Below are 18,839 nucleotides of genomic sequence, written 5' to 3'. Positions count from 1 at the left end.
GTCGACATCTTTATCGACTGATTCACCGCAATCGCCAGCAGGGCTAGCTCCCACAGGGGTATTGGGTGAGGCAGAAATCCGGGCAAAAAAATGCCGCTCGATTGAGCGGCATTTTTGTTACTCGGAAGCCACCGCGTTCTTCGCCAGAATCGCGTTCGCCAATTCCATATCAGTCGCCTGCAGGCCCGGGTTGTCGGCGCGGACTTTCTGCATCGCCGCTTCCAGATACGGCCCGCGAATACCGCCATCACTGGCAACGAAACTGCCGGCATCGTCCTGTGCGGCGATGATCAGCTTGTGATCCTTGAAAGTCAGATAAGTCGAACCGGTAGTGGCGCCGGACGAAATGACGTTACGCCAAAAGCTGTCCGCCATGGCCGAACCAACGGGAAGGGACAGCAAGGCCAAGGTGGCGACAGCAAGTTTGAGACGCATGATGAGATGACTCCTGGGGGTTAACTACGGCGTTGGATTGCCTTTTCCTTCATCCAGTTCCGTGATGGGCTATTTCAGCTCGCTCTGCGGTGTCACCCGCAACACTTCCTCAACGGTAGTCAGTCCCGCCGCGACTTTCTGCGCGCCGGAAAGGCGCAGGCTGCGCATCCCTTCCTTGAACGCCTGACGGCGGATTGCCGTGAGATCGGTGTCCGGGGTGATGAACGTTTTGAGGCTGTCGCTCAGTTGCATGATTTCGTAGACCCCGGCGCGGCCGTGATAACCGGTGTCGCGACATTCGACGCAACCGATGGCCCGCTGCGCATTGCCCGGCAGCGGCGCTTGCCACGGGCGGGTCAGGGTTTGCCAGTCTTCCTCCTCCAGTGTCAGCGGTGCCTTGCAGTGCGGACACAAGGTGCGCACCAGACGCTGGGCCATGACCCCGAGTACGGTGGCTTTGATCAGGTAGTGCGGCACGCCGAGTTCGAGCAGGCGACTGATCGCACTGGGCGCGTCGTTGGTGTGCAGAGTCGACAGCACCAAGTGCCCGGTCAGCGCTGCCTGAATCGCCATTTCAGCGGTTTCCAGATCGCGGATCTCACCGATCATGATGATGTCCGGGTCTTGCCGCATCAGCGCACGCACACCGGCGGCGAAGCTGAGGTCGATGTTGTGCTGGACCTGCATCTGGTTGAACGCCGGTTCGACCATTTCGATCGGGTCTTCGATGGTGCAGAGGTTGACCTCCGGCGTCGCCAGTTTTTTCAGCGTGGTGTACAGCGTGGTGGTCTTGCCTGAACCGGTCGGCCCGGTGACCAGAATGATGCCGTTGGGCTGGCGGGTCATGTCCTGCCAGCGCCTCAGATCGTCGGCGCTGAAGCCCAACTGATCGAAATCCTTGAGCAGCACTTCCGGGTCGAAAATCCGCATGACCATTTTTTCGCCGAACGCAGTGGGCAACGTCGACAGGCGCAGTTCGACTTCGCCGCCGTCCGGTGTCTTGGTCTTGACCCGGCCATCCTGGGGTTTGCGCTTTTCGGCGACGTTCATGCGGCCGAGGCTTTTCAGGCGACTGACAATCGCCATGGTCACCTGCGGCGGGAATTGATAGACGTTGTGCAGCACGCCGTCGATGCGAAAACGTACCGTGCCTTGTTCGCGCCGTGGTTCGATGTGGATATCGCTGGCGCGTTGCTGGAAGGCGTACTGGAACAGCCAGTCGACGATATTGACGATGTGCGCATCGTTGGCATCTGGCTCCTGATCGCTGGCGCCGAGGTTGAGCAGTTGTTCGAAGTTGCCGAGGTTGCCGCCCTGGGCGTCGGCACTGCTGGCGCCGCTGACCGATTTCGCCAGGCGGAAAAACTCGACGCTGAAGCGCTGGATGTCCGCCGGGTTGGCCACTACGCGTTTGATCGGCAGCTTGAGTACGTGAGTCAGGTCGGCTTCCCAACCAGTGACGTAAGGCTGGGCGCTGGCCACGGTCACCGAGTCGCGATCGACGGCCACAGCAAGAATTTTGTGCCGTTGCGCGAAGGCATAGGACATCAGCGGGGTGATCGCGGCGACGTTGATTTTCAACGGGTCGATGCGCAAATACGGCTGGCCGGCCTGCTGCGCCAGCCACAGGGTCAGGCTTTCCAGGTCGAGATGTTTGCCCGGACGGCTGAGGTCGTCGAGCTGCTGGATGGCGATGAATTCCAGCGGGTGCATCTGGCCATGGGCGGCGTGTCGGCGGCGGGCATTCAGCGCCTGCTCTGCCGAGTCCTGGCAGATAAAGCCTTGGGCGACCAGTTCACGCAACACATCGTTGAGTTCCAGCCAGCGGTCCTGAGTGGCGAATTGAGCGGACATGCAGGCTTCCTTTTGAGCGACAGTGCGCAAAAGGATAGTCGCGGCCCCGCTGACCGTTGGGCCACTACCCGACGAAGCCGTTGCCGGATTTGTCAGCCGGCCGCTTGCGCAGGTGCATTCCAAGCGCTGTCGGCGTTTTGCAGATCCACCGAGCAAACGCTGATCAGGTTACGAAGTTTTTCCGCGATCACCTGCGCGCGATGCCAACTGCAACCGCCCATGACGATGTCGATCGACATCAAGTCGTCCATCCGCTGCACGTTGACCTGCTCGGGCGTGAGGAACTGCAGCGCGAACAGGTTGAGCACCCGCACCAGCAAGTCCGGCTCGGCTTCGGCGAGGATCTGGTAGTGCGCCAGACAGTGGGCGTTGCTGACGTTCCAGACGTCGACGCGGGTGGGGGCGCTGTTCACGGCTTCGAGGTGCGGCATGGCGAGTCTCCAAAATTTCTGGAGGAATTTTTACATTCGGTACTGGGTATTTCTTGGCTATGATCGGCGTTATTGGCGAGTTATCGACTGAATCAATTCGCAGAATATTCCATTAGAGGCTTTTCTATGCACAGCGAGCTGGACGGCTACGACCGCAAGATTCTCGCCCTCCTGCAAGAGGACGCTTCACTGTCGAGCGCGCAGATCGCCGAGCAGGTGGGCTTGTCGCAATCGCCGTGCTGGCGGCGGATTCAGCGGATGAAGGAGGAGGGGATCATTCGCGGTCAGGTGACTTTGCTTGATCGCAAGAAGATCGGCCTGAATACGCAGATCTTTGCCGAGATCAAACTCAACGCCCACGGGCGTTCGAACTTCACTGAGTTCACCGAAGCGATTCGCGGGTTTCCGGAGGTGCTGGAGTGTTATGTGCTGATGGGCGCGGTGGATTTTCTGTTGCGAATTGTCGCGGCGGACATTGAAGCGTATGAGCGGTTCTTCTTCGAGAAGCTGTCGCTGGTGCCGGGGATTCAGGAAGTGAATTCGATTGTGGCGTTGTCGGAGATCAAGTCCACCACAAGCTTGCCTGTATTGCGGTGATGGTGCTGGCGTCATCGCTGGCAAGCCAGCTCCCACAGGTTTTTGTGTTGAAACACAATCTGCATTTCAACACTGAGCCCTGTGGGAGCCAGCCCTGCTGGCGATGGCGGTGTTACATGCGCAGAAGCATTTTCCACGCGCGATTCTGGTAAACCGCAATCGCCTGCTGCTTGCGTGCGTCGAGCAGTTCGTCAGTGATCGTCGGCTCGTTGGCCAGTTGCGCCAGTTTGTTCAGCTCGCCGTACAGACGATCCATTTCCGGGATTTCCAGCACGTTACGTGCGTGGTGCAGCCAGACCTGGATGCGCTCGATGCGCGGCAGTTGCTCGGCCAGATCTTCTGGCTGCTGCTGATAACGCTGCAATTGCAGGGCCGTGGCTTCTTCGCCCAAGGTACGCGGCAGCCAGCTGTGCAGCTGCGCGCCGCCCTGACGGTTGCCACGCACGTTGCGCTCGGCGGTCCAGGTGCGCGCCAGCAACCAGCGCGAAGTGGTCAGCGAGAACAAGCCCCAGCGCGGGTCTTCGAGTTCTTCGAGGAACTGCTCCGGCGCAGCTTTGCGCACGTCTTCGTCTTCGATACCGGCCTGTACCAGCGGGCGCCAGTCTTCCAGCAACGCATCCAGAGCAACGCGCAAGTCGTGGGTCGACTGACGCGGTGCGGCCTGGCCGAGGCTGCTGAGCAGGGCGCGCATTTCCGCGAGGTTTTCGACCCAGTCGAGCAACAGGCGCCAGTGGCCGTTGAAACGGTACTGTTCAGCCAGACGCTGACTGCTGCCGAGCAAGTGCCAGCTCAGTGCGGCGAAAGCGTCGTCGAGTTGAGTTTCTGCGGTCAGCTCCGGCGCCGGCAGGCTCAGCGAGTAGCTGTTGGCGTCGTACAGACGATAGCCGCGCTCAGCCTTGCTGATGTCGCACGGCATCAGCGCCAGGGTTTCGGCCAATTCGGCAGCCAGTTCCAGCAGCGCGGCAGGTTCGCCTTCACGCAGTTCCAGTTCCAGCTCGCAGATTTCTTCTTTCTGTTTACCGACCACAACGTGGCCGAGATCCAGCGCGGCTTCGATAACCACTTTGCTCTTGCCACGGCCCCAGGCGATTTCGGCGCGTTCGCGGACGAAATCGGTGGTGAAGATCGGCTTGAGGGTTTTCTTGTCCAGCTCGGCCAGCGACTCGGGCCAGCATTCGCCGTCGAGCTTCTTCACGTCGAGCTTGGCTTTCGGCAACTTCCAGTCGTATTCATTGCGCTCGGACAGACCGGCGACGCTCTGGCCACGGGTCTTGAGGGTCTGAATCACTTCGTCACCGTCCTTGCGCAGGCGCAGGGCGACTTTGGCCTGAGCCAGATCGCGCTCGGGGGTGTCGAAGTACTGGTTCATCAACTCACGGCGTTCCCAGCCACTTTTGTTGCGTTTTTTCAGTAACGGGTGCTCGCGCAGGGCGGCGAGGGTTTCGCGGCTGACGCGGAGTTTGATTTCGGTTTCTTTCTGCATGGCCGGAAAATCCAGGATCGGGAGCGCAGCCGGGGAATATGTGGCTGCCAAGGCCGTGCAGTGTACAGGACTGATTCGTCCTACGCCCTGCGGCGGTTTATTCCTGACGCCGGATGGCTCTATGATGGACTTCAAATCGGGAGTTGGAGTCAGCGATGCCTTTGCCGTCCATGCAAGACCAGTTCGCTGCGCTGATTGCCGCGCCGTCGGTCAGCTGCACTCAACCGAACCTTGATCAGTCCAATCGGGCGGTGATCGATTTGCTCGCCGGTTGGCTGGGCGATCTGGGTTTCAGCTGCGATATCCAGCAAGTCAGCCCCGGCAAATTCAACTTGCTCGCCAGTTTCGGCAGCGGCCCCGGCGGCCTGGTGCTGGCCGGGCACAGCGACACGGTGCCGTACGACGATGCGTTGTGGCAGACCGATCCGCTGAAACTCACCGAAGTCGATGGCCGCTGGGTCGGCCTCGGCAGTTGCGACATGAAAGGCTTCTTTGCGCTGATCATCGAAGCGGTGTTGCCACTGCTCGAACAGCCGTTCAAGCAACCGTTGCTGATCCTCGCCACCTGCGATGAAGAAAGCTCGATGTCCGGCGCCCGTGCATTGGCCGAAGCCGGGCGTCCATTGGGCCGCGCTGCGGTGATCGGCGAGCCGACCGGGCTCAAGCCGATCCGTATGCACAAAGGCATCATGATGGAGCGCATCGATATCCTCGGGCAGAGCGGCCATTCGTCGGATCCGCGCCTGGGTCATAGCGCCCTCGAAGCGATGCACGACGCGATTGGCGAACTGCGCGGTTTGCGACTGCTGTGGCAGCGTGAATTCAACAACCCGCAATTCAGCGTGCCGCAACCGACCATGAACTTCGGTTGCATCCATGGCGGTGACAACCCGAACCGCATCTGCGGCCAGTGTTCGCTGGAATTCGACCTGCGGCCGTTGCCGGGGATGGACCCGAAAGTCCTGCGCGCGGAGATTTTGCGCAAGCTCAACCCGGTCGCCGAGCGGCATCAGGTGAAGATCGACTACAAGCCGTTGTTCCCGGAAGTGCCGCCGTTCGAGCAGGATGAAGATGCCGAACTGGTGCGCATCGCTGAAAAGCTCACCGGTCACAGCGCCGAAGCAGTAGCGTTCGGCACCGAAGCGCCTTATCTTCAGCGCCTCGGCTGCGAAACCATCGTGCTCGGCCCTGGCGACATCGCCTGTGCGCATCAGCCCGGCGAGTACCTTGAAATGTCACGTTTGCAGCCTACCGTGCATCTATTACGGCAACTGATTGAACATTATTGCCTGACTGCTGACGAACGATGATCCGCCCATGTGGGAGCGAGCCTGCTCGCGAAAGCGCCATTTCAGACACCTCGATGTCGCCTGATACACCGCTTTCGCGAGCAAGCTCGCTCCCACAGGGATTGTGTTTTGCCCGACCGAACGCTGTAAATTGCCAGCAACCCAACCCGTATCCATGAGGAGAGCGCGCGTGTCGCCAAGCCTGTTCCGACGATAACCATCAGCCCGCTGTGCGTTTTCCGTTTCGCCCTTTTTCCGGCTGCTATTTATTACAGGCCCAGGTACATGCCCGAATACGTCAATTGGCTTCGCCACGCATCCCCTTACATCAATGCCCACCGCGACTGCACCTTCGTCGTCATGCTGCCCGGCGACGGCGTTGAGCATCCGAATTTCGGCAACATCGTCCACGACATTGTCTTGCTGCACAGCCTCGGCGTGCGCCTGGTGCTGGTGCACGGTTCGCGCCCGCAAATTGAAACCCGCCTCGCTGCGCGTGGCTTGACCCCGCATTACCACCACGGCATGCGCATCACCGATGCCGCGACCCTGGAATGCGTGATCGACGCCGTCGGCCAGTTGCGTATCGCTATCGAAGCGCGGCTGTCGATGGACATGGCTTCCTCGCCGATGCAGGGCTCGCGTCTGCGTGTGGCCAGCGGCAACCTCGTCACAGCGCGGCCGATCGGCGTGCTCGAAGGCGTCGACTATCACCATACCGGCGAAGTGCGTCGGGTCGACCGCAAGGGCATCAACCGCTTGCTTGACGAGCGCTCCATCGTGCTGCTGTCGCCGCTGGGCTACTCGCCGACCGGTGAGATCTTCAACCTTGCCTGCGAAGACGTCGCCACCCGCGCTGCCATCGACCTGGGCGCAGACAAACTGCTGCTGTTCGGCGCCGACCTCGGCCTGATCGATGAGAACGGCAAACTGGTGCGCGAACTGCGTCCGCAACAAGTGCCGGCGCATTTGCAGCGTCTGGGCAGCAACTATCAGGCGGAACTGCTGGATGCTGCGGCCGAAGCTTGCCGTGGCGGCGTAGCGCGCAGTCATATCGTCAGTTACGCCGAAGACGGCGCGCTGCTGACCGAGCTGTTCACCCGTGACGGTGGCGGTACGCTGGTGGCGCAAGAGCAATTCGAACTGGTGCGCGAGGCGGCGATTGAAGACGTTGGCGGCCTGCTTGATCTGATCAGTCCGCTGGAAGAGCAGGGGATTCTGGTGCGTCGTTCGCGCGAAGTGCTGGAACGTGAGATCGAGCAGTTCAGCGTGGTCGAGCGCGAAGGCATGATCATCGCCTGTGCGGCGCTGTATCAGATTGCCGACTCGGATGCCGGTGAGCTGGCGTGCCTGGCGGTGAATCCGGAGTACCGTCATGGCGGTCGCGGCGATGAACTGCTGGAGCGCATCGAAACCCGTGCACGGGCGCAGGGTTTGAAGACCTTGTTCGTTCTCACCACGCGGACTGCGCACTGGTTCCGCGAGCGCGGGTTCGAACCGAGCAGCGTTGAGCGTCTGCCAGCGGCGCGCGCGTCGCTGTACAACTATCAGCGTAATTCGAAGATTTTCGAAAAGACCCTCTGACACGGTTCATCCGATCGTTCCCACGCTCTGCGTGGGAATGCCTCAACGGACGCTCTGCGTTCGGCGTCCTGATGGGACGCGGAGCGTCCCGGGCTGCATTCCCACGCGGAGCTTGGGAACGATCTGTTACTCAGTGATGAACTTCGCGCTGACGTACGGCGAATAATCCGGCAGCACCGTCTCAACCTTGCCTTGCTCCTTCAAAAACTTCGCCGTTTCACCAATCGCCTTCGCCGTGCCGCCGTCCAGCAGCGCCGTGGTCTGTTGTGCCTTGGCATCCGGGAAGGCCGAACCGGCGAGCAACTCCGGCACATCGGCCGCATTGGCTCCGGTCAGTTTGGCGATTTTTTGCACAGGCACAGAGTCAGCCGTCCAGCTGTCTTTGTGCGCCGCGTAATCGGCGAATGAGTCCAGCGTAACCTTGGCAAACTTGGCCACGACTTCAGGATGCTTCTCGGCGAAGTCCTTGCGCGCAACCCACACTTCGAACGTCGGCGCACCCCACTGGCCGACTTGAGCGGCGTCCGTCAACGTCTTGCCCGTCTTGCGGATTTCACCCAACGCTGGCGACCAGACAAAAGCACCATCAATGTCACCGCGTTTCCACGCCGCTGCGATTTCCGCTGGTTGCAGGTTCACCACTTTGACTTTCGAGGCATCCAGGCCCCAGTGCTTCAGCGCACCGAGCAGGCTGTAGTGCGAGGTGGATACAAACGGTGTGGCGATGGTCTTGCCGACCAGATCCTGCGGGCTATTGATACCGCTGCCATTGCGCACGACCAGCGCTTCGGCGGCATTGATCTGCGCTGAGACAATAAACGCCACGATCGGCAGCTTGCGTGAAGCTGCCGCCGCTAACGGACTTGAGCCGAGATTGCCGATCTGCACGTCGCCCGATGCGATGGCTGTCACAACTTCCGGGCCACTGTTGAAGCGGCGCCAGTCGATCTTCTCGCCAATGGTTTTCTCGTAGACACCGTCGGCCTGGGGCACTTTGCTCGGGTCAATACCGGTTTGATAACCGATGGTGAGGTTGGCCGCGTGGGCCGAAAAAGAAAATATTGCTGACACACAAACTGTAACAAATTGACTGGATAGTGCGCGTTTGGCCATGATGGCGTCGCCTTTTGGATAGGGTTTGACGTGATTTGAATACGGCAAAGCTAATCGATCTAAAAAAAGGCTAACAAATACCATTTAGGAATGAGCTTAGTAGCCGATATCCTGTATCCCGCTGCAGGTGGCCATTACTGGGCCATATGCCCGAATGGTATTAAAAAGAATGAAATAATTCTTTTTGGGGTTAACAGGAAATCAGTACTGTGCAGGGACCCAATCACTGCGATTAGACCTTGGTCGTAGACATACAAAGTTACGATTGACTTGTCAGTCACGGTCTGGCGCTAATCGCGCATCTTAGGACCCAGGGCATCAGACCCGGGGCCAGGAACACAAAAATTAGAAACGAGAGGAGCTTTACATGAACAAGTCCACCTTGGCCCTGGCTGTGGCCGTAGGGGTTTTGGCGCAGCAGGCAGGCGCCGCCGGTTTTATCGAAGACAGCAAGGCAACTCTGGGGCTGCGTAACTTCTACATCAACACCGACAACCGTAACGGCGTTAACGAGCCAAGCCGCAACGAAGAGTGGGGCCAAGGCTTCGATCTGCGTTTCATCTCGGGCTACACCCAAGGCACCGTCGGCTTCGGTATTGATGCCATCGGCCTGCTGGGCGTGCGTCTGGATTCGGGCGGCGGCACCAACGGCAACGTCAACGCTAACGGCACCCCTGGTAGCGCCTACGGCGGCACCGTTTTCCCTAGCGAATCCAATGGCCAAGCGGTTGATAACTTCTCCAGCCTGGGCCTGACTGCCAAAGCCAAAATCTCCCAGACCGAACTGAAATTGGGCACCTTGCAGCCAAAGCTGCCGGTTATTGTGACCAACGACGGTCGTCTGCTGCCACAAACCTGGCAGGGTGGTCAGATCACCTCTGGCGAAATCAAAGACCTGACCCTGATCGGCGGTCAGATCGAACACGCCAAAGGTCGTAACTCGAGCAACAATGAACAGCTGTCTATCGGCGGCGCAGCAGCGCGCACCGTTAACAGCAACAAGTTCATCTACGCCGGTGGTGACTACAAAATCACCAAAGACCTGACTGCCCAGTACTACTACGGCAATCTGGAAGATTTCTACAAGCAACACTTCCTGGGTCTGGTTCACAACTGGGCTATCGGTCCGGGCGTGCTGAAGTCTGACTTCCGTTACTTCAACAGCTCCGACGACGGCGCGAACGGCGACACTCCTGCTTACTTCAGCAGTGGTAGCTACGCCGGTTTCGCCAACGGTCGCGGTAAAGTCGACAACAACCTGTACAGCGGCCTGTTCCTGTATACCGTTGCCGGTCACACCTTTGGTGGTGGTTACCAAGTCAGCAACGGCAGCAGCGACTTCCCTTGGCTGAACCAGGGCGACGGTTCGTCGAACTACACCATCACCGACATGCAAATCCAGAAGTTCGGCCGTGCCGGCGAGCGCACCTGGCAAGCACGCTACTCCTATGACTTCGCCAAGGTCGGCGTGCCTGGCCTGACCGCTGGCATGGTTTACCTGCGTGGCGACAACGTCGACACCTACAGTGCCACGCGCGTTCAAACGTCCAATGGCGCTTCCGAGTGGGAACGCGATTTGACCGTAGCGTACGTTATCCCGGAAGGCCCGTTGAAGAACGTCGGCTTCATGTGGAAAAACGCTTCGTGGCGCACCGACATCGCCGGTCAGCGTGACCAGGACGAAAACCGTCTGATCCTCAGCTACTCGATCCCGCTGCTGTAATAGCAATAGCGCGTTTCGATTCGCTGAAGTAAAAAAAGCCCCGTCCGGCATCGCGCCGGACGGGGCTTTTGCGTTTTCGAGTCAGGCTCACCCCCGTAAGCCCTCCCCGAAATTCCCCTCTTTACAGCAACTCAAGGCCTTCTCGAACCTTGCGGACGATGTTCGTCGGGATGCCGCCAAGCGTCCAGTGAACAGATGTTTAATATTCATTTATGATCTAGATATCTAGTTATTTATTCTTTTTCATGATGGCAAATCACGAGCTACAGTTGAGGTCTCGAACACCTCATCAGGAGCAGCACCATGAGCCTCAGACTCGGCGACATCGCCCCCGATTTCGAACAGGATTCCAGCGCCGGTAAGATTCGTTTTCACGAGTGGCTGGGCGATAGCTGGGGCGTGCTGTTTTCCCACCCAGCGGATTTCACCCCGGTGTGCACCACCGAGCTGGGCTTCACCGCCAAGCTCAAGGATGAGTTCAGCAAGCGCGGCGTCAAGGCCATCGCGCTGTCGGTCGACCCGGTGGACTCGCACCACAAGTGGATCGAAGACATCAACGAAACCCAGAACACCATCGTCAACTTCCCGATCCTCGCGGATGCCGATCGCAAGGTTTCGGATCTGTACGACCTGATCCATCCGAATGCCAACGACACGCTGACCGTGCGCTCGCTGTTCGTGATCGATCCGAACAAAAAGGTGCGCCTGACCATCACTTACCCGGCGAGCACCGGGCGCAACTTCCACGAGATTCTGCGGGTGATCGATTCGCTGCAACTGACCGACAACTACAAGGTGGCGACTCCGGCCAACTGGCAGGACGGTGAAGAGGTGGTGATCGTGCCTTCGCTGAAGGACGAGGAAGAGATCAAGCAACGCTTTCCGAAGGGCTATCGCGCGGTGAAGCCTTACCTGCGCCTGACGCCGCAGCCGAATCGTTAAGATCAAAAGATCGCAGTCTGCGGCAGCTCCTACAAGAGTATGTCGGTCCATGTAGGAGCTGCCGAAGGCTGCGATCTTTTCGAGGCATCCATATAGCAGGGGATTTCAGGCCGTTTCGACGGCCTTTTTTTTCGTCCTGAGCAAAGTAAATCTTATATCTCCAAAAAGTATAACCAAATGAATAAATATGATTTATGGATATATAAATCAGCTGGTAAGGTCACTCCATCGAAGCGAGATCGCAACCCGCGAATCGCCTGTAATGCTTAAGGAATCGTCTCAATGCTGGTTGTCTCACTCGGTGGCAGTCCCAGCCTGCGCTCCCGTTCCGGGGTGCTGCTGGAGCGCTCGCAACGTTGGTTGCAGCAGCAAGGCGTGGAAGTGGTGCGTTATCAGATTCGGGATTTCCCGGCCGAAGATCTGCTCCATGCCCGCTTCGACAGCCCGAAGGTGCTCGACCTGCTGCAACAGATCGAAAACGCCGACGGCCTGCTGATCGCCACACCGGTTTACAAAGCGTCGTTCTCCGGCGCATTGAAAACGCTGCTGGATCTGCTGCCCGAACGCGCCCTGAACCACAAGATTGTTTTGCCGATGGCCACTGGCGGCAGCATCGCCCACATGCTGGTGGTCGATTACGCGCTCAAGCCCGTGCTGTCGGCATTGAAAGCCCAGGAAATGCTCCAGGGGATTTTCGCCGAGGACAGCCAGATCGCTTACGGCGAAGGCAGTGCCGCCGCGCAACTGGCTCCGGCGCTGGAGCAACGTCTGCACGAAGCGCTGGATCAGTTTGTCAGCGCCATGGCCCGCCGGCCCAAGCCGCTGGAACCGGGCTTGTTGAACGAACGTTTGTTGAGTGCTCGCTGGAGCATTTAAGCCACACCCGCATTTGATGTAACTCACCTTACTTCGCCGCTAACGGCCAAGCAGGTGCAGCCAAAACCCAACAGCAAAAAGGAGAGCGCTATGCGCACTGTATTTTTGCGTCGTGGTCTGGTCGCTCTGTTTGCTGCGGCTGTCACCTTCGGCGCCATCACTCAAGCTCAAGCCGAGACATTGCGGATCGGTTATCAGAAGTACGGCACGCTGGTGCTGCTCAAAGCCAAAGGCACGTTGGAAAAACGTCTGGCCGCCCAAGGCGTCGATGTGCAGTGGACTGAATTCCCCGGCGGCCCGCAACTGCTCGAAGGCCTGAACGTCGGCTCGATTGACTTCGGTGTCACTGGCGAAACCCCGCCGGTCTTCGCCCAGGCTGCTGGCGCTGATCTGCTCTACGTTGCCTACGAACCGCCAGCGCCGAACAGCGAAGCGATCCTCGTGCCGAAAGACTCGCCGATCAAATCGGTGGCTGATCTGAAGGGCAAGAAGATCGCGCTGAACAAAGGCTCCAACGTTCACTACTTGCTGGTGCGCGCACTGGAGGACGCCGGCCTCAAGTACAGCGACATTCAAACCGTATTCCTGCCGCCCGCCGATGCTCGCGCCGCGTTCGAACGTGGCAGCGTTGACGCTTGGGTCATCTGGGATCCGTACCAGGCCGCTGCCGAGAAACAACTGCAAGCGCACACCCTGCGCGACGGAAAAGGCATCGTCGACAACCACCAGTTCTACCTCGCGACCAAGCCTTACGCTGAGAAAAATCCTCAGGTGATCAAGACGCTCGTGGAAGAAGTGCGCGCGGTCGGCGAGTGGTCGAAAGCCAATCCTGAAGACGTGACCCAACAAGTCGCGCCACTGCTCGGCCTGCCGGCGGACATCACCCTGACCTCGGTGAAACGCCAAGGCTACGGGGCGCTGTTCCTGACCCCGGAAGTGGTCGCCGCACAACAGAAAATCGCTGACACGTTCTTCCAGCTCAAGCTGATTCCCAAGCCGCTGAGCATCAAGGATGTGATCTGGACACCACCGGCCGCTGTGGCTAAAGCCCAGTAACTCGAATTCCTAAGGAGACCACTCCATGAGCCTCAATATCTTCTGGTTCCTGCCTACCCACGGCGACGGCCATTACCTTGGCACCGCCGAAGGCGCTCGCGCCGTCGACCACGGTTATCTGCAACAGGTCGCGCAAGCGGCGGATCGACTGGGTTTCGGCGGTGTGCTGATTCCGACTGGCCGTTCCTGCGAAGACTCGTGGCTGGTAGCGGCGTCGCTGATCCCGGTGACCCAGCGCCTGAAGTTTCTCGTTGCCCTGCGTCCCGGGATCATTTCCCCGACGGTCGCGGCGCGGCAGGCAGCTACGTTGGATCGTCTGTCCGGCGGTCGTGCGCTGTTCAACCTGGTGACCGGCGGCGACCCGGAAGAATTGGCCGGCGACGGTCTGTTCCTCAGCCACGAAGAGCGCTATCAGGCTTCGGTGGAGTTCACCCGCATCTGGCGTCGTGTGCTCGAAGGCGAAACCGTCGATTACGACGGTCAGCACATCAGCGTGAAGGGCGCGAAGTTGCTATATCCGCCGATCCAGCAACCGCGTCCGCCGCTGTACTTCGGTGGCTCGTCGGAAGCGGCGCAAGACTTGGCCGCTGAACAAGTGGAAATGGTCCTGACCTGGGGCGAGCCGCCAGCAGCGGTGGCCGAGAAGATCGCACAGGTCCGCGCCAAAGCCGCCAAGCTTGGCCGCACCGTGCGCTTCGGTATTCGTCTGCACGTGATCGTCCGTGAAACCAACGCTGAAGCGTGGCAAGCGGCGGATCGTTTGATCTCGCATCTGGATGACGACACCATCGCTCGCGCTCAGGCTTCGCTGGCGCGTTTCGATTCGGTCGGCCAGCAACGCATGGCCGCACTGCACGGTGGCAGCCGCGACAACCTCGAAGTCAGCCCGAACCTATGGGCTGGCGTTGGTCTGGTGCGCGGCGGTGCCGGTACGGCGCTGGTCGGCGATGGCCCGACCGTGGCCGCACGGGTCAAGGAATACGCGGATCTGGGCATCGACACGTTCATCTTCTCTGGTTATCCACACCTTGAAGAGTCGTATCGCGTCGCCGAACTGCTGTTCCCGCACCTCGACATCGAGCGCCCGGAACTGCCAAAAAGCGCCGGTTATGTCAGCCCGTTCGGCGAGATGGTCGCCAATGACATTCTTCCCAAAGCCGCGTCGCAGAGCTGAGGCGCGCCATGAAGAAAATCATCCACAGCCTCGCGCCCTGGGCGTTGCCGGTGTTGCTGCTGGCGGTGTGGCAGTTGTCGGTGTCGGCGGGTTGGTTGTCGACACGGATTCTGCCGGCGCCGGTGGCGGTGATCGAAGCCGGTGTGAGCCTGGTGCGCAGCGGCGAAATCTGGACGCATCTGGCGATCAGCGGCTGGCGCGCGGCACTGGGTTTCACCATCGGTGGCAGCATCGGTCTGGTGCTGGGTTTCATCACCGGCCTGTCGAAGTGGGGCGAACGCCTGCTCGACAGCTCGGTGCAGATGATCCGCAACGTGCCGCATCTGGCGCTGATTCCGCTGGTGATCCTCTGGTTCGGCATTGACGAGTCGGCGAAGATTTTTCTGGTGGCGCTGGGTACGTTGTTCCCGATTTACCTCAACACCTATCATGGCATCCGTAACGTCGACCCGGCGCTGGTAGAGATGGCGCGCAGTTATGGCTTGAGCGGTTTCAGCCTGTTCTGGCAGGTGATTCTGCCGGGCGCGTTGCCTTCGATTCTGGTCGGTGTGCGCTTCGCGCTGGGCTTTATGTGGCTGACCCTGATCGTCGCCGAAACGATTTCTGCCAGCTCCGGCATAGGCTATCTGGCGATGAACGCCCGTGAGTTCTTGCAGACCGACGTGGTGGTGCTGGCGATCCTGCTTTACGCGGTACTCGGCAAACTCGCCGACCTCGCAGCGCGTGGACTTGAACGAGTCTGGTTGCGCTGGCACCCGGCGTATCAGGTTGCCAAAGGAGGTGCGGCATGACCGCTCAACAACCTCCACGCCTGCTGCGCGGGATTCCGCTGGCAGTGCGCAACCTGCAGAAAACCTTCGGTGCGCGGCAGGTGCTGCGTGACATCGATCTGCATATTCCGGCGGGGCAATTCGTCGCTGTCGTCGGGCGCAGTGGCTGCGGCAAAAGTACTTTGCTGCGTTTGCTCGCCGGCCTCGATCAACCCACTGGCGGCGACTTGCTGGCCGGGTCTGCGCCGCTCAGCGATGCGCGGGAAGACACCCGATTGATGTTCCAGGAAGCACGTCTGCTGCCATGGAAAAAGATCATCGACAACGTCGGCCTCGGGCTGAAAGGCAACTGGCGCCCGAAGGCTCTCGAAGCCTTGGACGCGGTCGGTCTGGCGGACCGTGCCAACGAATGGCCGGCGGCATTGTCGGGTGGGCAGAAGCAACGCGTCGCGCTGGCGCGGGCGCTGATCCATCAACCGCGCCTGCTGTTGCTCGACGAGCCCCTTGGCGCACTGGACGCACTGACGCGAATTGAAATGCAGCAACTGATCGAACGTCTCTGGCAGCAACACGGCTTCACCGTGTTGCTGGTGACCCACGACGTCAGCGAATCCGTGGCGATTGCCGACCGGGTGATTCTGATCGAGGACGGCGAAGTCGGCCTCGACCTGCATGTGGAACTGCCACGGCCGCGAGTGCGTGGTTCGCACAGACTGGCGGCGCTGGAAACCGAAGTGCTTAACCGTGTTCTCTCCCTGCCCGGCGAACCGCCGGCGCCGGAACCTGTTTCACCCCTGCCTACGCAATTGCGTTGGGCGCAATGAAGCAGCTGCGAGCTTCAAGCTACAAGCTGCAAGTAGAAGCGCTGTGCTTTTGCTTGCCGCTTGAAGCTTGCCACTTGCCGCTTATTTCGACCTCAGGAGAAATATCATGACTATCAAAGCCATCAACGTCCGTAACCAGTTCAAAGGCTCGATCAAGGAAATCGTCCTCGGCGACGTGCTGTCGGAAATCGACGTGCAAACCGCTTCGGGCATCGTCACTTCGGTGATCACCACCCGTTCGGTCAAGGAGCTGGAACTGGTCGTGGGTAGCGAAGTGATCGCCTTTGTGAAATCCACCGAGGTGTCGATCGCCAAGTTGTAAGCCGGTGAGTAAAAAACAACCCCGGAGGGCGTGAGCCCTTCGGGGTTTTTTGTTATCTGCATCAGCTCGATCGTTCCCATGCTCCGCGTGGGAATGCCTCTAGGGACGCTCCGCGTCCAGTGACGCGGAGCGTCACGGGCTGCATTCCCACGCAGAGCGTGGGAACGATCATGGCTCAGCGCTTGGGTAGATACGGCGGCAAATACAGCCCAACGTAAGCATCAAACACGCGCATCCCTTCCTCGGCCATGCGCGGTGTGATCTGCCCGTGCTGCTGCACCGAACGCGCATACACCCGGTCACCCAACTCCATTGCCAAGGCAAATACATCGACATCCTCCGGCAGCCTCGGCAGCTCGAAGTGATGGTCGAACAGCTTGTGCATCAGGTCGCCGAGCTCAATGTCGTGCTGGCGGTCAGCCTGAGTGACTTCGGTCAGACCATGCTGAGCGAGGATCAACTGGCGCGCTGCGGCGTCTTCGTCGTAGATCTCCAGCATGCGCTGTTCGACCAGTCGCGACAGATCGCGCCAGTCACGCAGAGCCTCATGATCGATCGGTGCTTGCAGGCAGGCGCGAAACGCGGCGTGAACATCCGCCGTCAGTGCTTCGAGCAACGCCGGGACGCTGGCGAAGAAGTGGTACACGGAGGAGGGCGGGATCTGCGCACGCTCGGCGACACTGTAGATCGACAGACTGGCCACGCCCTCGGCGGCCAGCAGCGTGCGCGCGGCGTCGAGTATCGAGTCGATGCGCGCCTGACTGCGGGCACGGGGTTTGCGAACGGGGGCGGGACGCGTCATGAAAGTCTCCTGCGGGGCAGCGGGCATTGTACGAGCCGGCTCTTGTGTTGTCTTGTCGGCGAACCGCCGCAGGCGGCCATAAAAAACGCCGTGGGCTGCGAGAGCCGACGGCGTTCTTGTTGGCATTACAACCGCTTAAACGGTATGCAGATACCAGTTGTACTCAAGGTCGGAGATGGAGTGTTCGAACTCCTCCAGCTCGCTTTCCTTGCAGGCGACGAAGATATCGATGTATTTCGGATCGATGTACTTGGCCATCACCTCGCTGTCGTCCAGCTCGCGCAGGGCATCGCGCAAGTTGTTCGGCAGGCTTTGCTCGTTCTGCTCGTAGCTGTTGCCTTCGACAGGTGCGCCCGGTTCGATCTTGTTGGTCAGACCGTGGTGCACGCCAGCCAGAACCGAAGCCATCAGCAGGTACGGGTTGGCGTCGGCACCGGCTACACGATGCTCGATACGCACGGCATCGGACGAGCCGGTCGGTACCCGAATCGCTACGGTGCGGTTGTCCAGGCCCCAGCACGGCGAGTTCGGCACGTAGAACTGTGCGCCGAAACGACGGTACGAGTTGACGTTCGGGCAGAGGAAAGCCATCTGCGCCGGCAGGGTCTCGAGCACACCGCCGATCGCGTGACGCAGCGCGGCGTTCTGCTCGGGATCCTCGCTGGCAAAAATGTTTTTGCCTTCTTTATCCAGAATCGAAATGTGTACGTGCAGACCATTACCTGCCTGGCCCGGGTACGGCTTGGCCATGAAGGTGGTGTCCATTTCATGGTCGTAGGCAATGTTCTTGATCAGACGCTTGAGCAGTACCGCGTAGTCGCACGCCTTGATCGGGTCGGCGACGTGGTGCAGGTTCACTTCGAACTGCGCCGGGGCACTTTCCTTGACGATGGCGTCAGCAGGGATGCCTTGCTCTTTGGCACCTTCCAGAATGTCCTGGAGGCAGTCGACGTATTCGTCGAGGTCGTCGATCAGGTAAACCTGAGTCGAGTGCGGGCGTTTGCCAGAGATCGGCGAGCGTGGCGGCTGAGGACGGCCGTTCACGTTTTCCTGGTCGATCAGGTAGAACTCGAGTTCGAAAGCCGCGCAGATGGTCAGGCCCATCTCGTCAAACTTTGCAACAACTTGACGGAGGACTTCACGGGGATCGGCGAAGAATGGGTCGCCTTCGAGTTCGTGCATGGTCATCAACAGTTGCGCGGTCGGGCGCTTCTGCCATGGCTCGTTGCACAGGGTATCGGGGATTGGATAGCAGATACGATCGGCGTCGCCGATGTCCAGGCCCAGGCCGGTGCTTTCCACCGTCGAACCATTGATATCCAGAGCAAATAGGGAGGCCGGCAGGTTGATGCCTTTCTCGTAAACCTTGTGGAGACTGGTGCGTTCAATGCGCTTGCCGCGCACCACACCATTCATATCCGCAATCAGAAGGTCAACGTACAGAACCTCAGGATGTTCCTTAAGGAACGCGTTCGCTTCGTTAAGCTGAACGGCACGCGGGGGTACCGACATGATGCAACACCTTTGTTGTTAAAAATATCAATCATTGATCTTTTCTGGTTTC

Annotated in this window: 18 protein-coding genes; 11 read left to right on the top strand and 7 right to left on the bottom strand. The window is 59.7% G+C overall.

Annotation, left to right across the window (positions count from 1 at the left end; all coding sequences use genetic code 11):
- Nucleotides 1–117: 117 nt before the first annotated feature.
- The 3 genes from AC3Y64_RS26845 to AC3Y64_RS26835 form a co-directional block, all read right to left on the bottom strand.
- On the bottom strand, nt 118–438 hold the full coding sequence (locus AC3Y64_RS26845) for a DUF2388 domain-containing protein (RefSeq protein WP_171057234.1): 321 nt from the start codon (nt 436–438) through the stop codon (nt 118–120).
- Nucleotides 439–504: 66 nt separating this feature from the next.
- The gene (gene tfpB / locus AC3Y64_RS26840; protein ID WP_489985806.1) at nt 505–2,289 is read right to left on the bottom strand and encodes a type IV pilus assembly ATPase TfpB; all 1,785 of its coding nucleotides are present in this window, start codon (nt 2,287–2,289) and stop codon (nt 505–507) included.
- 92 nt (nt 2,290–2,381) lie between these two features.
- Complete coding sequence (locus AC3Y64_RS26835; RefSeq protein WP_489985805.1) at nt 2,382–2,720, bottom strand: ACT-like domain-containing protein; 339 nt, start codon at nt 2,718–2,720, stop codon at nt 2,382–2,384.
- Between the two features lie 126 nt (nt 2,721–2,846).
- Here AC3Y64_RS26835 and AC3Y64_RS26830 point away from each other — a divergent pair, with 126 nt between their 5' ends.
- Nucleotides 2,847–3,317 (top strand): Lrp/AsnC family transcriptional regulator, encoded by a 471-nt coding sequence (locus AC3Y64_RS26830; RefSeq protein ID WP_457465566.1) that lies wholly within the window; start codon nt 2,847–2,849, stop codon nt 3,315–3,317.
- Between the two features lie 112 nt (nt 3,318–3,429).
- Here the strand turns inward: AC3Y64_RS26830 and AC3Y64_RS26825 are convergent, their stop codons facing one another.
- Nucleotides 3,430–4,800, bottom strand: coding sequence for a CYTH domain-containing protein (locus AC3Y64_RS26825; protein ID WP_489985804.1), 1,371 nt, complete (start codon nt 4,798–4,800; stop codon nt 3,430–3,432).
- A 155-nt stretch (nt 4,801–4,955) separates the two neighbouring features.
- Between AC3Y64_RS26825 and argE the strand changes: the two genes are divergently transcribed.
- The gene (argE, locus tag AC3Y64_RS26820; protein WP_489985803.1) at nt 4,956–6,110 is read left to right on the top strand and encodes an acetylornithine deacetylase; all 1,155 of its coding nucleotides are present in this window, start codon (nt 4,956–4,958) and stop codon (nt 6,108–6,110) included.
- A gap of 264 nt (nt 6,111–6,374) precedes the next feature.
- Entirely contained in the window at nt 6,375–7,673 is a 1,299-nt protein-coding gene (gene argA / locus AC3Y64_RS26815; RefSeq protein WP_064389470.1) for an amino-acid N-acetyltransferase, read from the top strand.
- A 126-nt stretch (nt 7,674–7,799) separates the two neighbouring features.
- On the opposite strand, the gene tauA is transcribed toward argA, so the two are convergent.
- A complete protein-coding gene (gene tauA, locus AC3Y64_RS26810; RefSeq protein WP_489988033.1) occupies nt 7,800–8,789 on the bottom strand; it encodes a taurine ABC transporter substrate-binding protein in 990 nt (329 codons plus the stop codon).
- Between the two features lie 364 nt (nt 8,790–9,153).
- Between tauA and AC3Y64_RS26805 the strand changes: the two genes are divergently transcribed.
- The 8 genes from AC3Y64_RS26805 to AC3Y64_RS26770 all read left to right on the top strand — a co-directional run bounded on the left by AC3Y64_RS26805 (nt 9,154) and on the right by AC3Y64_RS26770 (nt 16,473).
- On the top strand, nt 9,154–10,509 hold the full coding sequence (locus AC3Y64_RS26805) for an OprD family porin (protein ID WP_489985802.1): 1,356 nt from the start codon (nt 9,154–9,156) through the stop codon (nt 10,507–10,509).
- A 303-nt stretch (nt 10,510–10,812) separates the two neighbouring features.
- Nucleotides 10,813–11,451 (top strand): peroxiredoxin, encoded by a 639-nt coding sequence (locus tag AC3Y64_RS26800; protein ID WP_489985801.1) that lies wholly within the window; start codon nt 10,813–10,815, stop codon nt 11,449–11,451.
- A 282-nt stretch (nt 11,452–11,733) separates the two neighbouring features.
- Nucleotides 11,734–12,327 carry an NADPH-dependent FMN reductase gene (gene ssuE / locus AC3Y64_RS26795; protein WP_489985800.1) on the top strand — a complete coding sequence of 198 codons (594 nt, stop codon included), beginning with the start codon at nt 11,734–11,736 and terminating at the stop codon, nt 12,325–12,327.
- A gap of 90 nt (nt 12,328–12,417) precedes the next feature.
- On the top strand, nt 12,418–13,383 hold the full coding sequence (locus tag AC3Y64_RS26790; RefSeq protein WP_489985799.1) for a sulfonate ABC transporter substrate-binding protein: 966 nt from the start codon (nt 12,418–12,420) through the stop codon (nt 13,381–13,383).
- Nucleotides 13,384–13,408: 25 nt separating this feature from the next.
- On the top strand, nt 13,409–14,557 hold the full coding sequence (gene ssuD, locus AC3Y64_RS26785; RefSeq protein WP_018928626.1) for an FMNH2-dependent alkanesulfonate monooxygenase: 1,149 nt from the start codon (nt 13,409–13,411) through the stop codon (nt 14,555–14,557).
- 8 nt (nt 14,558–14,565) lie between these two features.
- Nucleotides 14,566–15,348, top strand: coding sequence for an aliphatic sulfonate ABC transporter permease SsuC (gene ssuC / locus AC3Y64_RS26780; protein ID WP_003229260.1), 783 nt, complete (start codon nt 14,566–14,568; stop codon nt 15,346–15,348).
- Entirely contained in the window at nt 15,345–16,151 is an 807-nt protein-coding gene (gene ssuB / locus AC3Y64_RS26775; RefSeq protein ID WP_489985798.1) for an aliphatic sulfonates ABC transporter ATP-binding protein, read from the top strand. Before ssuC ends, ssuB begins: the two co-directional genes overlap by 4 nt.
- A 106-nt stretch (nt 16,152–16,257) precedes the next feature.
- On the top strand, nt 16,258–16,473 hold the full coding sequence (locus AC3Y64_RS26770; RefSeq protein WP_003229256.1) for a TOBE domain-containing protein: 216 nt from the start codon (nt 16,258–16,260) through the stop codon (nt 16,471–16,473).
- Nucleotides 16,474–16,648: 175 nt separating this feature from the next.
- On the opposite strand, the gene AC3Y64_RS26765 is transcribed toward AC3Y64_RS26770, so the two are convergent.
- Together AC3Y64_RS26765 and AC3Y64_RS26760 are read right to left on the bottom strand one after the other, a co-directional pair.
- Complete coding sequence (locus AC3Y64_RS26765) at nt 16,649–17,275, bottom strand: TetR/AcrR family transcriptional regulator (protein WP_489985797.1); 627 nt, start codon at nt 17,273–17,275, stop codon at nt 16,649–16,651.
- A gap of 135 nt (nt 17,276–17,410) precedes the next feature.
- Nucleotides 17,411–18,787, bottom strand: coding sequence for a glutamine synthetase family protein (locus AC3Y64_RS26760; RefSeq protein WP_095633178.1), 1,377 nt, complete (start codon nt 18,785–18,787; stop codon nt 17,411–17,413).
- Between the last annotated feature and the right edge of the window lie 52 nt (nt 18,788–18,839).

The sequence above is a fragment of the Pseudomonas sp. 4CAES_32.4 genome (assembly GCF_058136335.1).
This window is presented reverse-complemented; position numbering and strand designations above follow the sequence as displayed.

Bases quoted from the DNA above. Each gene is read 5' to 3' on its own strand.
- tfpB (WP_489985806.1), bottom strand. From the start codon at position 2,289: ATGTCCGCTCAATTCGCCACTCAGGACCGCTGGCTGGAACTCAACGAT.
- AC3Y64_RS26835 (WP_489985805.1), bottom strand. From the start codon at position 2,720: ATGCCGCACCTCGAAGCCGTGAACAGCGCCCCCACCCGCGTCGACGTC.
- AC3Y64_RS26830 (WP_457465566.1), top strand. From the start codon at position 2,847: ATGCACAGCGAGCTGGACGGCTACGACCGCAAGATTCTCGCCCTCCTG.
- AC3Y64_RS26825 (WP_489985804.1), bottom strand. From the start codon at position 4,800: ATGCAGAAAGAAACCGAAATCAAACTCCGCGTCAGCCGCGAAACCCTC.
- argE (WP_489985803.1), top strand. From the start codon at position 4,956: ATGCCTTTGCCGTCCATGCAAGACCAGTTCGCTGCGCTGATTGCCGCG.
- argA (WP_064389470.1), top strand. From the start codon at position 6,375: ATGCCCGAATACGTCAATTGGCTTCGCCACGCATCCCCTTACATCAAT.
- AC3Y64_RS26805 (WP_489985802.1), top strand. From the start codon at position 9,154: ATGAACAAGTCCACCTTGGCCCTGGCTGTGGCCGTAGGGGTTTTGGCG.
- AC3Y64_RS26800 (WP_489985801.1), top strand. From the start codon at position 10,813: ATGAGCCTCAGACTCGGCGACATCGCCCCCGATTTCGAACAGGATTCC.
- ssuE (WP_489985800.1), top strand. From the start codon at position 11,734: ATGCTGGTTGTCTCACTCGGTGGCAGTCCCAGCCTGCGCTCCCGTTCC.
- AC3Y64_RS26790 (WP_489985799.1), top strand. From the start codon at position 12,418: ATGCGCACTGTATTTTTGCGTCGTGGTCTGGTCGCTCTGTTTGCTGCG.
- ssuD (WP_018928626.1), top strand. From the start codon at position 13,409: ATGAGCCTCAATATCTTCTGGTTCCTGCCTACCCACGGCGACGGCCAT.
- ssuC (WP_003229260.1), top strand. From the start codon at position 14,566: ATGAAGAAAATCATCCACAGCCTCGCGCCCTGGGCGTTGCCGGTGTTG.
- ssuB (WP_489985798.1), top strand. From the start codon at position 15,345: ATGACCGCTCAACAACCTCCACGCCTGCTGCGCGGGATTCCGCTGGCA.
- AC3Y64_RS26770 (WP_003229256.1), top strand. From the start codon at position 16,258: ATGACTATCAAAGCCATCAACGTCCGTAACCAGTTCAAAGGCTCGATC.
- AC3Y64_RS26765 (WP_489985797.1), bottom strand. From the start codon at position 17,275: ATGACGCGTCCCGCCCCCGTTCGCAAACCCCGTGCCCGCAGTCAGGCG.
- AC3Y64_RS26760 (WP_095633178.1), bottom strand. From the start codon at position 18,787: ATGTCGGTACCCCCGCGTGCCGTTCAGCTTAACGAAGCGAACGCGTTC.